The 12,422-nt window shown below is 51.2% G+C and carries 14 protein-coding genes; 9 read left to right on the top strand and 5 right to left on the bottom strand.

Annotated features, from left to right (window positions below; genetic code table 11):
* Positions 1-30: 30 nt before the first annotated feature.
* Genes IMQ48_RS10425 through IMQ48_RS10400 form a run of 6 tightly spaced genes read left to right on the top strand, consistent with a single transcriptional unit; the run spans position 31 to position 4,936 of the window.
* Complete coding sequence (locus tag IMQ48_RS10425) at positions 31-1,095, top strand: iron ABC transporter permease (RefSeq protein ID WP_196208975.1); 1,065 nt, start codon at positions 31-33, stop codon at positions 1,093-1,095.
* Positions 1,092-1,913, top strand: coding sequence for an ABC transporter ATP-binding protein (locus IMQ48_RS10420; RefSeq protein ID WP_196208974.1), 822 nt, complete (start codon positions 1,092-1,094; stop codon positions 1,911-1,913). The genes IMQ48_RS10425 and IMQ48_RS10420 overlap by 4 nt, the downstream gene beginning before the upstream one ends.
* A gap of 18 nt (positions 1,914-1,931) precedes the next feature.
* Complete coding sequence (locus IMQ48_RS10415) at positions 1,932-2,372, top strand: pseudoazurin (protein ID WP_196208973.1); 441 nt, start codon at positions 1,932-1,934, stop codon at positions 2,370-2,372.
* A 27-nt stretch (positions 2,373-2,399) separates the two neighbouring features.
* A complete protein-coding gene (gene petA, locus IMQ48_RS10410; RefSeq protein WP_196208972.1) occupies positions 2,400-2,948 on the top strand; it encodes a ubiquinol-cytochrome c reductase iron-sulfur subunit in 549 nt (182 codons plus the stop codon).
* 1 nt (position 2,949) lies between these two features.
* Positions 2,950-4,122, top strand: a complete 1,173-nt coding sequence (locus IMQ48_RS10405; RefSeq protein ID WP_196208971.1) for a cytochrome b N-terminal domain-containing protein — start codon at positions 2,950-2,952, stop codon at positions 4,120-4,122.
* Position 4,123: 1 nt separating this feature from the next.
* Complete coding sequence (locus IMQ48_RS10400) at positions 4,124-4,936, top strand: cytochrome c1 (protein ID WP_196208970.1); 813 nt, start codon at positions 4,124-4,126, stop codon at positions 4,934-4,936.
* A 45-nt stretch (positions 4,937-4,981) separates the two neighbouring features.
* Here the strand turns inward: IMQ48_RS10400 and ychH are convergent, their stop codons facing one another.
* A complete protein-coding gene (gene ychH, locus IMQ48_RS10395; protein WP_045443721.1) occupies positions 4,982-5,260 on the bottom strand; it encodes a stress-induced protein YchH in 279 nt (92 codons plus the stop codon).
* A 274-nt stretch (positions 5,261-5,534) separates the two neighbouring features.
* Between ychH and pth the strand changes: the two genes are divergently transcribed.
* From pth to IMQ48_RS10380, 3 genes are all read left to right on the top strand, one after another.
* On the top strand, positions 5,535-6,119 hold the full coding sequence (gene pth, locus IMQ48_RS10390) for an aminoacyl-tRNA hydrolase (protein WP_046275292.1): 585 nt from the start codon (positions 5,535-5,537) through the stop codon (positions 6,117-6,119).
* 115 nt (positions 6,120-6,234) lie between these two features.
* A complete protein-coding gene (gene ychF, locus IMQ48_RS10385) occupies positions 6,235-7,329 on the top strand; it encodes a redox-regulated ATPase YchF (RefSeq protein ID WP_135322111.1) in 1,095 nt (364 codons plus the stop codon).
* A gap of 217 nt (positions 7,330-7,546) precedes the next feature.
* Positions 7,547-8,158 (top strand): GntR family transcriptional regulator, encoded by a 612-nt coding sequence (locus tag IMQ48_RS10380; RefSeq protein WP_196208969.1) that lies wholly within the window; start codon positions 7,547-7,549, stop codon positions 8,156-8,158.
* Positions 8,159-8,214: 56 nt separating this feature from the next.
* Here IMQ48_RS10380 and fucO read toward each other — a convergent pair whose 3' ends face one another.
* The 4 genes from fucO to IMQ48_RS10360 form a co-directional block, all read right to left on the bottom strand.
* On the bottom strand, positions 8,215-9,366 hold the full coding sequence (fucO, locus tag IMQ48_RS10375) for a lactaldehyde reductase (RefSeq protein WP_196208968.1): 1,152 nt from the start codon (positions 9,364-9,366) through the stop codon (positions 8,215-8,217).
* A 74-nt stretch (positions 9,367-9,440) separates the two neighbouring features.
* Complete coding sequence (locus tag IMQ48_RS10370) at positions 9,441-10,337, bottom strand: dihydrodipicolinate synthase family protein (protein WP_196208967.1); 897 nt, start codon at positions 10,335-10,337, stop codon at positions 9,441-9,443.
* 29 nt (positions 10,338-10,366) lie between these two features.
* Entirely contained in the window at positions 10,367-11,467 is a 1,101-nt protein-coding gene (locus IMQ48_RS10365; RefSeq protein WP_196208966.1) for a mandelate racemase/muconate lactonizing enzyme family protein, read from the bottom strand.
* A 47-nt stretch (positions 11,468-11,514) separates the two neighbouring features.
* Positions 11,515-12,422 (bottom strand): aldo/keto reductase (locus IMQ48_RS10360; protein WP_196208965.1); only part of this gene is annotated, 908 nt, incomplete at its 5' end.

The following is a 12,422-nucleotide window of genomic DNA, read 5'->3' as shown; positions in this document are numbered from 1 at the left end:
GCGCTTTCGTACTCAGGAAAGCCGTAAACAATGAGCGAATTACGCAGGACGCGTCGGGCGATGGGTCAGTTTACACAGCGAGCGCTGCTGCATAGCCTGTGGGTCAGCGTGGTGATGTGCGGAGTACTGCTGGCGGGGATCTCCATCGGTGAGACGTTTATCCCGTGGCAGCATGTCACCCACACGCTGGCAAACCACCTGTTTGGCAGCCAATATCCGGTAGACGCGCTGGATGCCGGGATTATCTGGAACTACCGCCTGACCCGTGCACTGGTCTCCGCCTGCTGCGGCGCCTGTCTGGCCGTTTCCGGCGTGGTGCTGCAATCGCTGCTGCGTAATGCGCTGGCCGAACCTTATCTGCTGGGGATCTCGGCCGGGGCGTCGACAGGAGCGGTGCTGATCGCGCTGACCGGGCTGGGTGCGGGGATTATCAGCATGTCGCTCGGGGCATTTATCGGCGCGCTGACGGCATTTCTGTTTGTCGCACTGCTGGCCGCGGCAGCCAGAGGGAAACATGGCTCCGCCACCACGCAAATTATTCTCGCCGGGATCGCCAGCTCGCAGCTGTTCAATGCCATTACCTCGCTCATCATTACCCGTTCGGCCAATGCCGAACAGGCACGCGGCATTATGTTCTGGCTGCTCGGCAATCTGAGCGGCGTACGCTGGCCCGATGTGGTACTGGCCATCCCGACCGCGCTGGTCGGCATCATCGTCTGCTTTTGCTACGCCCGCCATCTGGACGCATTTTCATTTGGCGCCGAGTCGGCGGCCTCGCTGGGCATCCCGGTTAAACGCACTCGCGGCGTACTGATTACCGCGGTGACGGGGATGACCGCCATTATGGTGTCGATTGTCGGAGCCATTGGCTTTGTCGGGCTGGTCATTCCTCATGCCGCACGTTTACTGGTGGGCAATCAGCACCACCGCTTACTGCCCGTCAGCGCCCTGATTGGTGCCATTTTTCTTATCGTCGCGGACGTCATTTCACGCACCTTACTACCAGGGCAAGTACTGCCTATTGGGGTGATCACTGCGCTGGTTGGCGCACCCGCATTTTCGATTATTTTGATCCGAGGGAACCCGAGCAAATGACGGTTAACCCACGTTTTACCACGCCGCTACGCGCGGCAAATACCGCCAACGATGTGGTCTGCGCACAGCACCTGCACTGGGAGGTGAAAGGCAAGACCATCGTCAATGATGTCTCGTTTCAGGTCGCGCCCGGCGAGTTTGTTGGCATTATCGGCCCCAACGGTTCGGGGAAAACGTCGCTGATTTCCCTGCTGGCTGGCTTACTCAAACCTTCCGCTGGCAGTGTTTCGCTTAACAACAAAGATATTCGCCGCTACTCGCGCCGCCATCTGGCGCAAAAGGTCGCCCTGGTTGAACAGCAGGCGGAAACCAGCGAGCGTCTGACCGCCATCCAGGCTGTGTCCCTTGGCCGCACGCCGTGGTTAAGCCTGCTGTCGCCGTGGTCACGGACTGACGACGATATCGTGCAGACGATGCTGGAGAAAGTCTCCTTGCAAAACGTCCAACACCGCTGCTGGCATACCTTCTCCGGCGGTGAACGCCAGCGCCTGCATATTGCCCGGGCGCTGGCGCAACAGCCTCAGGTCTTGCTGATGGATGAGCCGACCAATCATCTCGACATCCAGCATCAAATTGGCCTGCTTAACCTGGTCAAACGCGAAAAACTGACCGTGATTGCCGCCCTGCACGACCTGAACCATGCCGCAATGTTTTGCGATCGCATCATGGTGATGACGGCCGGGCAACTGGCTATACAGGGCCGCCCTGCGGCTGTCTTCACCCGTGAAAATCTTAACAGCTGGTTTGGCATCGATGCGATTGTCGAACGCGATCCCGATGAGGCGAGCTGCTTCATCCGCTACCAACGACCGGCGTAAATACCACAAGGAACCGCTATGAAATGTCTTAAACAAAGCCTGCTCGTCCTGTGCCTGTTCGCGTTCACCTCGACAGCGTTCGCACAGACCTACGAAGTATTGATGAAAAACCGTGGCAGCGGCGGACCAATGGTCTACGAACCGGATTATCTGGCGATCCAGCCGGGCGATAGCGTGAAGTTTGTTCGCAAGCACAAAAGCCACAATGCGGCTTCGATTGCCGAACTCTCCCCCGCCGGATACCCCGGTTTTATCGGCAAAATCGATGAGGAGATTGAAATCAAATACGACATCGCCGGTTTCTACGGCATCAAATGCTCTCCGCACTATGCGCAGGGGATGATTATGCTTATCAAAGTCGGCGACGCCGTTTTACCCGACAGTTACCGCGCGTTTAAAGCCCCCGGCCTTGCCGATAAGCGCTTTCAGGACATTTATACCCGCATTGAAAAGCCCTAACGGCGCAACAAAAAGAGGATAACAGCGGTGAATGAAAAAACGGACAGTGAGGCAATCCACACCCAGCGACGCGACTGCCTGTGTAAGTTGACAAAATTTGTCGGCGCGGCGGGGGTGACTGCAGCCGTCTGGCCACTCATCTCGGCGCTGGGCCCGGACGATAAAACCGTGGCAGAAAATGAGCCGGTGGATGTTTCCCTTGCGGGAGTGGCTGCAGGCCAGACGGTGAAACGAATCTGGCAGGGAAAACTTATCCTGATTCGCCATCGTACAGCGGACGAGATCTCGGCGGCACAGCAGGCCGACACCCGGCTGTTGCTCGACCCACAGTTGGACAGCGAGCGGGTCACGGCGGCGCATCCGCAGTGGCTGATCGTTCAGGGTTACTGCCCGCATGCCGGATGCGTCCCTAACGCCAATCCCAGCGGGCAAGGCTGGGTTTGTCCGTGTCACGGCTCAGAGTTTGACACCTCCGGGCGCGTGACGCGGGGTCCGGCTACGGCAAATCTGGCCATCCCCGACTACGCCCTGGCCGCCGATGGTCTGAGCGTTCGCCTTGGCACAAAAGAGGCCTGACATGAGCGCTGCTTCCCCGACAACACCTGCGCGTCACGTTCAATTTCGCCTTCCATTCCCCCGCTCGGTGGCCGGTGTGTGGATCTTTGCCGTCGGCATCATCTTGCTGGTCATGCTGGGCGTGCAAATTCTCTCCGGCATCGTGTTGGCAATGTTCTATGTGCCCACGGCAGGATCCGCGTTTGATTCCATTGTGCATATTATGCGCGCGGTCAGGCACGGGGAGCTGGTGCGTAATCTACACGCTATTGGCGCCTCACTTTTTTTCTTCGCCTGCTACCTGCATATCTTTCGCGCCATGTATTACAACGTGTACCGCAAACCGTATCTGAAGATGTGGACTATCAGCGTGACGCTGTATGTGCTCCTGATGATCACCGCGTTTCTCGGCTATAGCCTGATTTGGGGGCAAAAAAGTTATTGGGCCGCCACGGTCATCACCAGCTTCGCCCGCGCAATACCGTTCGTTGGCGATACGCTGTATACCTTTTTGGTCGGCGGGTATGCGCCCGGCACTCCGACACTGGGGCGTTTTTATGTGCTGCACTTTATTATTCCCTTCGCCATTGTTGCGATGACGATATGGCATGTGCGTACCGTCCAGTCGGCGTTCGCCCACGCGATGAAAAAAACGTTCACCGCCCGTGAATCGCAACGTCTGCTGTTTGATTTTCGCGTCACCGAACGCGATGCCCTCAAGCTGACGCTGTTTTTAATGCTGTTTGCGTGGTTCTTATTCTTCGCGCCGCACTACTTCAGCAGTGCCGATAACTTCATCCCCGCCGACCCGACGGTCACGCCCGCAGTCGTCGCGCCCGAATGGTATTTTCTACCCTTCTTTTCTATTCTGCGCTGTTTTCCCAATGAGTTGGCGGGCATTGCTGCCATGTGTGCCTCAGTGTTGATTTTCTATTTTTTACCCTGGCTGGATACCTCTCGCGCACGGTTTCGTCATTACAGCAAATGGGTCAAAGTCAGCTTCTGGATTTGGGTCGGCAATGCATTCTTTTTAGGCTGGCTGGGGTCAAAAGCGCTGGTTGGACCCGACCTGGTAGACGGGTTCAGTCATGACGAGGGTTGGATCCGCCCCGCATCTCAGCTTTCAACGCTTATCTACTTCGCATGGTTTCTGATTGTGATGCCATGCCGGCGCTTACTGGAAAAACAGGACTGACATGATAGGACGATGCTTAAGCTATGCCGCCCTGGCTCTGGGTTTGCTCTGCGGTCACGAACTGTATGCGCAGCTTCCCCCCCAACAGTCATGGGCATTTAGCGGCGTAAACGGCACACACGACAGCGAGCAATTGCGCCGCGGTTTGCAGGTTTACGAAGAAAAATGCCGGGCCTGCCACGGTATGAAATACCTCACCTTCAAAGAGCTAACCGAACCTGGCGGGCCGCATCTCACGCAAGCGGAGGCCAAAGCGCTAGCCAGCGGCTATGTGTTTGCAACAGTTGAAGACGACGGGCAACCGGGTGAGCGAGATGGCAATCTGAACGATGTCTTCGCCTCCCCTTATCTGAACGATCAGGAAGCCAAATACCTCAACAATGGCGCACTACCGGTGGATCTCAGCTATATCGCGCGGGCACGAAGCTACGATCGCGGGTTTCCGCAGTTTATCCTCGATGCGTTTATTCCCTATACTGACGGCGGTGCGGATTATATTTATGCGCTGCTAACGGGTTATTTACCCAACGATCCAGAGATGAAGGCAAACAGGTATTTCCCGGGTGGGGTAATCAATATGCCAAAGCCGCTGGCAGACGGTGAGATTACCTGGACCTCGCAGTCCCATCTGCCACAAACCGAGGAACAGTACGCGCGTGACGTCACCGCGTTTCTGGCGTGGGTCGCCGATCCGCAGCTGGCATCAAGAAAACTTCAGGGAATGTACGTCATGGGGTATCTGGCAGTGGTTTTAGCCCTACTAGCACTATTACAGCGCATTCGGTCCCGCTCGCACAGAAACAAGACGAACTGAAAACCAGTCAGCGTGATGCTGGCTGGTCTGCAGGAATATCACGGTTTAGCTATGGCGTTGGCTATTATTACGACGACAGCGTTTGTCGTAATGGCGCACCCACCAGTAGCGGTCGCTGATTTGTTCGTGACCGCCGACGCGAGCCCCCGCCAGCCAGAGTACGCCGCCAACAAAAATACTGAGCACGGCACCGTGTGCGAAAAATTGTGGCAGATTAAATTGCGGCAGCTGATTTAAGATTGAATAGCCCACACCGACAACCATCACCACCAACCCTAAAGCCATGAGCACGTTACCGAGTAACGAAGCGTTTTTGCGTTTCATGTGTCACCTCCGGAACTTTGGGTTGCTACAGGGAATACCCCTAATCCTTATGTGTAAAGTATAGACAACACTGCCGCTCGCAAGTGCGCCTGCGATCACAATTACAAACACTCATGCAACAAAACTTTACAAATAAGCTACTGAACACTCTCACTTTCTAATAGTCCAGTGAGGCAATTATTCAGTTTGTGCCGGTACGCACGCAGTTTTTTGTCAAGTGCGCCGACAGACAGTAAACTACACGCCGGTTATGGACACACTCAGGACAAAATACGTGACGATTAAATTGATTGTCGGTCTGGCGAACCCCGGCGCAGAATATGCGGCTACGCGACACAATGCCGGCGCATGGTACGTCGATTTGCTGGCAGAGAGATTACGCGCCCCCCTGCGCGATGAGCCGAAATTCTTCGGTTACACCTCCAGAGTGACGCTCGAAGGTGAAGATGTCCGCCTGCTGGTGCCAACCACATTTATGAATCTGAGCGGCAAGGCAGTCAGCGCGATGGCCAGCTTTTACCGGATTAACCCCGATGAGATTTTGGTTGCCCACGACGAATTAGATTTGCCCCCAGGTGTTGCCAAGTTTAAGCTCGGCGGCGGTCACGGCGGACATAACGGCCTGAAAGACATCATCAGCAAGTTGGGCAATAACCCGAACTTTCATCGCTTACGCGTCGGAATTGGCCATCCCGGCGATAAAAACAAAGTTGTCGGTTTTGTTTTAGGCAAACCGCCTGTTTCAGAACAGAAGTTAATTGATGAAGCCATCGACGAAGCGGCACGTTGTACCGAGATTTTGTTCAAAGATGGCCTGACCAAGGCAACCAGCCGATTACATACCTTTAAAGCACAATAAGCAGCGATGTGCGGCATTTTTCGCGCGTGCTGTGTATAATAGGCAAAGTTATTTACTTTTCTACAATCTGTTTTCCATAACAGGTTGAATATCAAAAGATTAAGGTGATTTAAACATGGGATTCAAATGCGGTATCGTCGGTTTGCCAAACGTAGGCAAATCCACCCTGTTCAACGCGCTCACCAAAGCGGGTATTGAAGCGGCTAACTTCCCGTTCTGTACTATTGAGCCGAACACTGGCGTTGTACCGATGCCCGATCCGCGTCTGGACCAGTTGGCTGAGATCGTCAAGCCGCAGCGTATTCTCCCGACTACTATGGAATTCGTCGACATTGCCGGTCTGGTAAAAGGCGCGTCCAAAGGTGAAGGTCTGGGTAACCAGTTCCTGACCAACATCCGCGAAACCGAAGCGATCGGCCACGTGGTACGCTGCTTTGAAAACGACAATATCATTCACGTTAATAACAAAGTGGATCCGGCTGACGATATCGACGTTATCAACACCGAACTGGCTCTGTCTGACCTGGATACCTGCGAACGCGCGATTCACCGCGTGCAGAAGAAAGCCAAAGGCGGCGACAAAGACGCTAAAGCTGAACTGGCCGCGCTGGAAAAATGTCTGCCACAGCTGGAAAATGCCGGGATGCTGCGTTCACTGACTAACCTGACAGACGAAGACAAAGCCGCCATCAAATACCTGAGCTTCCTGACCCTGAAGCCAACCATGTATATCGCCAACGTTAACGAAGACGGTTTTGAGAACAACCCGTACCTCGATAAAGTGCGCGAGATCGCGGCAGCTGAAGGCTCTGTGGTAGTTGCCGTGTGCGCGGCGGTTGAATCCGATATCGCCGAACTCGACGATGCCGATCGTGAAGAATTTATGGCTGAGCTGGGCATTGAAGAACCTGGTCTGAACCGCGTGATCCGCGCCGGTTATGAACTGCTGAACCTGCAAACCTACTTCACCGCAGGCGTGAAAGAAGTCCGCGCGTGGACCATCCCTGTAGGCGCAACTGCTCCGCAGGCTGCCGGTAAGATCCACACCGACTTCGAGAAAGGCTTTATCCGCGCACAGACCATCGCATTTGAAGACTTCATCACCTATAAAGGTGAGCAAGGCGCAAAAGAAGCCGGCAAGATGCGTGCGGAAGGTAAAGATTACATCGTTAAAGATGGCGACGTAATGAACTTCCTGTTCAACGTGTAATTTGCTGTGCTGTCTGAGTAGACCAGAAATCCACGCTAACGCGTGGATTTCTTTATATCCCGCCCATGCTCTTAATTGCACAGTAAGAAATGCCAGCATTCGCTCTTTACTTATCATACGGCCGCAAAGCACACAGGCTTACCCATTGATTTCATAGTGACAAGCGACTAATTTGTAGGTAACTAAACCGGATTATGACCGTCATTGAACCTAATCTATGAATATCAGCGAAAAAACGTATCATCAATTGAAGGCCAAAATCATCGCCAATGAGTTAGTGGGCGCCATATCTGAAAACGAGCTATGTCAGGAGCTCAACGTCAGTCGAACCCCGCTGCGAGAAGCCTTGTTTCGCCTGATAACCGAAGGGTGGATTGAACCTTCTAAAAATAAAACCAAAACCATCAAGCCCATCACTTTCAGCGAAATACGCGATATTTTTCAGATCAGAAAAGATATTGAAATTATGGTGCTGAATCTGTCATGGGAGAATCAGGATCCACAACGCTATCAGCAGATTAAAGATAAAATCGAAGCAGGTTTTCAGCAACAGGATGTGTCACTGTTACTGGAAGCGGATAACGAACTTCATGAGCAGATGCTGTCTGACTGCCACAACCCCATAGTGACTAAAACGCTGTCATTTATGTACGATCGCTTGCGCATGCTGCGCTCGGATAAAATGAAGAATGACTCAATTACTGACTCATCCAGAGAGCATCTGAAAATTTGTGCTGGCATTATCGCCAGAGATATAGAGCAGACCCGCGATGCCATTACCCAGCACGTCGGCAACTCTTATAGCCGTCTGTTTTCCAGCTTTAAATAACTCTCCCTGCTGAAATAATACGACCGGTATAGCTACCGGTCGCAGAGTATTAGTAATTAGTAGAGCTGTTCATATAGCGCTTTAATTTCTTCAATATTGGTTTCACGTGGATTACCACCAGTACATACATCAACCATCGCGGCCTCCGCCAGCGCATCTATATCTTCAAGTTTCATCCCTATATCCCGCAGTCGAACGGGGATATTAACGTCACGGTTTAGCTGTATGACTGCCTCTACCGCCGCTTGACGGGCATCCTCAATTGGCAATGTTGCAGCGTGGTTATTACCGAGAGCCAACGCGATGTCTCGATACTTCTCACCAGTAAAATCAGCATTGTAAGCCATGATGTGTGGCAACAGTACCGCATTAGCAACACCATGCGGAGTGCCGTAAAAGGCGCCCAGCGGGTGCGCCATCCCATGCACTAACCCCAGTCCGACGTTGGAAAAACCCATTCCGGCAATATATTGCCCCAGAGCCATCCCATCAGCATCCTGCGCAATGCCCTGTATCGACCCGCGCAGCGAACGACCAATCATCTCAATGGCCTTCAGATGCAGCATGTCGGTTAATTCCCATGCCCCTTTCGTAATATAACCTTCGATTGCGTGGGTCAACGCATCAACACCCGTGGCGGCCTTCAGGCTGGCCGGCATGCTGACCATCATATCGGCATCAATAATGGCCACGACAGGAATAGCATGCGGATCATAGCAGACAAATTTGCGTCGATTCTGCACATCAGTAATCACATAGTTAATGGTCACCTCTGCCGCAGTACCGGCTGTAGTTGGAACTGCAATCATCGGAACGGCAGCATTTTTTGTGTTTGCCCCACCCTCAAGGCTACGCACATCAGAAAACTCAGGGTTATTAACAATAATCCCTACAGCTTTACAGGTATCCTGCGGAGAGCCGCCACCAATAGCAATCAGATAATCTGCTCCTGATTGTTGGAAAGCCTCAACCCCTTCTTGTACCACTTCAATCGTGGGGTTAGGAGTAACCTTATCAAAAACCTGGTAGGACAAATCTGCGCTATCAAGAATATCCAGTACCTTTGTCGCTATATTAAAACAAATAAGAGCATTATCAGTGATGACCAGTGCTTTTTTAAAACCACGCGTTTTTACTTCATCAACAATACTGCTAATCGAACCCGGGCCAAAATATGAAGTTTCGTTTAAAATCATTCTATAAGACATAATATTCACCGTATAACATGAATGTGTGGCATTACTGCATATGGAAATACAGCAATGTGTCTGGAGGTATTTTATTATTTAATATCGAACATATCGTCGATTAACAGAGATTCCTGTAATGTTAATTCGCCTGCAAAACTGCGCGATTTAATCCCGGAATATTGGAATTTGTGCGCCACTGCAGTTTTAATGGTCGTAACGAAGTCATTTCCAATAGCATAAATACCAGAAAGACGGCTAATTTCACGCTGAATATGGTTAAGCTGCGCCAAATTATTACCTTTCCAGGCCTCAATGGCCTGAACAAAGAGCTCTGGACAGATATTGTTTAACCCTGAAATAACCCCTGCACCACCGGCCAAAAGATTGGGGATCAGATACTCATCGTAGCCTGACAGTACGACAAAGTCCTGTCTGACTGGCACAACAGACTGAATGATAGCGCGGGTATGAGAGAGACAGTCAACAGTGTCCTTCACCCCAACAAAATCTGGAAATTCAGCCGCTAATTGTGCGACCAAAGTCGCATCCAGATCGCATCCGGTACGGGCAGGGAAATTATAAGCAAACCACTTACCTTGCAGGCGCTGCCCTAACTGACGATAGTACGCAAGTAGTTGGCTCGGCGTTTGTTGAAAATAGTAGTGCGGTAAAATCATCACCGCCTGATAACCGCAATCTCTGGCTTCATCCGCCAGATGGAGCATGTCATCAACGCAGGTCGTAGAGATATTGGCAACCATGGGCAACGGTGTCAGTTTACGTGCCTCACGGATTAGCGTCAGCCGTTCATCCAACGTTAATGCAGTGAACTCCCCTATGCTACCCATCAGCAGAACAACATGGGTGCCGGCATTTTCCAGACGTTGCAAATGCTGCTGTAGTGCCGCAAAATCAATATTCCCCTGATCATCAAAAGGAGTAATTGATGGGCACCATGCGCCATGAAATAGAGCATGATTTTCAGACATAATATGTTCCTGAGAAGCGAATAGTCGTATTATTCGACAATATGATGCACAACGGTTTCGGCCTTAATTTTTTGCCAGTCCCATTGAATACCCAAGCCTGGCTCCTCTGGCGGACAAGCAAACCCTTCACTAATATTCACTTTGCTGAGAGTCATGCTATCAAGCTGAGGAATATATTCCAACCAGCGGCTATTGGTAATAGCGCAGCATAACGAGACGTGCAACTCCATCAAAAAGTGCGGACATACAATTTTATTAAAGCACTCAGCCATATGTGCTACTTTAAGCCAGGGCGTGATCCCACCGATACGGGCAACATCAACCTGAATAATATCCGCAGCATTATTCTGCAGATATTCTTTGAAGTGTTGAATAGAATATATAGATTCACCCACTGCGACCGGAATTGTTGTTGATTCACACAGCTTTTGATGGGAATCAACATCATGAGCGAGGAACGGTTCTTCAATCCATGAAAGATTAATCGATTCCAGCAGCGCAGCCCGCTGCTTTGCTTCCGAAAATTTGAACGCCTGATTACAATCGGTCATGATTACGTATTCATCACCTACCGCATCTCGCACGGCTTGCAAGCGCTCAATATCGCGAATTGGACTTTCAGAACCAATTTTGATTTTGGAGCCACAAAACCCTTGAGCCTTGACGGACAAGGCATCATCCACCAGCTCCTGAGTGCTTAAATGTAGCCAGCCGCCCTCGGTGGTATACAGTTTCATGCGTGACTTCGCGCCACCTGCCACTTTATATAGTGGTAAATTCATACGCTTGCACTTCAAATCCCAAAGTGCTGTATCGATAGCCGCCAATGCCAGCGAGGTGATGGCACCAACCGATGTCGCATGCGTCGAGAACAGCAGCGACTCCCAAATCTGCTCAATCATTGTCGCATCCTGGCCGATCAACTTCGGTAACAAATGATCCCGCAATAACGCAACCACCGAAGAACCACCGGTACCAATGGTGTAGGTATACCCCTCACCCATTTCTCCACTCGCGGTGGTCAAACGAATAATTGGCGTCTCTTGTGATACAAAAGATTGAATCGCATCTACACGCTTTACTTTAGGTTTTAAATCAACCATAAAGATTTCGGCTTTAATAATTTTCATTACATCCTCAATATCTGTTAATTATTTGGTGATAATACGCATTACGATTACTGAATGCCGATACTGGCTAACTCATCCCACAAATCCTGCGGAATATCCCAGTTAGCCCAGGCAAAATTAGTTACAGCCTGCTCCACCGACTGAACGCCACAGGTAACCGTCACCACGTTTTGATTTCTTAATGGGAATTGCAGCGCTGCTGCACCAATCGGCACAGAATGCTTTGCACATACAGCTTCTATAGCATTCACTTTTTCGACAACCTGAGCCGGCGCAGATCCGTATTCATACAGTGCTTTGGATTTATCTTTTGCGACCAGGATCCCGGTCGCAAAAGGAGCAGCAACCGCTACCGAGACACGGTTTTTCTCACATTGAGCAAAAAATACCTGACGATCTGTTTCCAGCAAGTTATAGCGGTTAGCAAGCATGAGAATGTCCGGTTCAGCGTTATCCATTAGCGCCATCAGGATAGCCTCCTCATTCGCGCCAGCGCCCCAGGCTTTGATATCACCATTACGCTTCAGTTCTACTAACGCTTTCTGTCCGGAATCACAGAAGGTTTTAAAATGCTGACGTTCCAGTTCCGTATTACCGTAGGTATAAGTACCGAGATCGTGAACATAGAGAATGTCGATATAACGGGTTCCCAGACGCTGAATAGACTCTTCATAAGAGCGCATAATGCCTGCATAAGAGTAATCAGCGCACCGATTAAACGGGTTCTCGTCATAAAAGAACTCCCCAGCTTCAAGACCGGGTAACTGTTTTCTGGATTGTAGTAGGCGCCCTACTTTGGTAGACAATACATATTCGCTACGCTCCAGCCCGCGCAATCCCAGTCCTAAACGCAGTTCTGACAAGCCGCTACCGTAATGCGGTGCGGTATCAAAGTAGCGCCAGCCAACTTGAATAGCTTTATCAACAATCTCCATTGCTTCATTGTTACTCAGCG

This window comes from Citrobacter sp. Res13-Sevr-PEB04-36 (assembly GCF_015672735.1).
Taxonomy (GTDB): Bacteria; Pseudomonadota; Gammaproteobacteria; order Enterobacterales; family Enterobacteriaceae; genus Citrobacter.
The sequence above is the reverse complement of the archived record's forward strand: the minus strand, read 5'-3'. Positions and strand labels throughout refer to the sequence as shown.

Excerpts from the sequence above, each read along its gene's own strand:
- IMQ48_RS10365 (WP_196208966.1), bottom strand. The coding sequence starts at position 11,467 with ATGAAAATTATTAAAGCCGAAATCTTTATGGTTGATTTAAAACCTAAA.
- IMQ48_RS10370 (WP_196208967.1), bottom strand. The coding sequence starts at position 10,337 with ATGTCTGAAAATCATGCTCTATTTCATGGCGCATGGTGCCCATCAATT.
- IMQ48_RS10405 (WP_196208971.1), top strand. The coding sequence starts at position 2,950 with ATGAGCGCTGCTTCCCCGACAACACCTGCGCGTCACGTTCAATTTCGC.
- fucO (WP_196208968.1), bottom strand. The coding sequence starts at position 9,366 with ATGTCTTATAGAATGATTTTAAACGAAACTTCATATTTTGGCCCGGGT.
- IMQ48_RS10420 (WP_196208974.1), top strand. The coding sequence starts at position 1,092 with ATGACGGTTAACCCACGTTTTACCACGCCGCTACGCGCGGCAAATACC.
- ychF (WP_135322111.1), top strand. The coding sequence starts at position 6,235 with ATGGGATTCAAATGCGGTATCGTCGGTTTGCCAAACGTAGGCAAATCC.
- IMQ48_RS10400 (WP_196208970.1), top strand. The coding sequence starts at position 4,124 with ATGATAGGACGATGCTTAAGCTATGCCGCCCTGGCTCTGGGTTTGCTC.
- IMQ48_RS10425 (WP_196208975.1), top strand. The coding sequence starts at position 31 with ATGAGCGAATTACGCAGGACGCGTCGGGCGATGGGTCAGTTTACACAG.
- IMQ48_RS10415 (WP_196208973.1), top strand. The coding sequence starts at position 1,932 with ATGAAATGTCTTAAACAAAGCCTGCTCGTCCTGTGCCTGTTCGCGTTC.
- ychH (WP_045443721.1), bottom strand. The coding sequence starts at position 5,260 with ATGAAACGCAAAAACGCTTCGTTACTCGGTAACGTGCTCATGGCTTTA.
- IMQ48_RS10380 (WP_196208969.1), top strand. The coding sequence starts at position 7,547 with ATGAATATCAGCGAAAAAACGTATCATCAATTGAAGGCCAAAATCATC.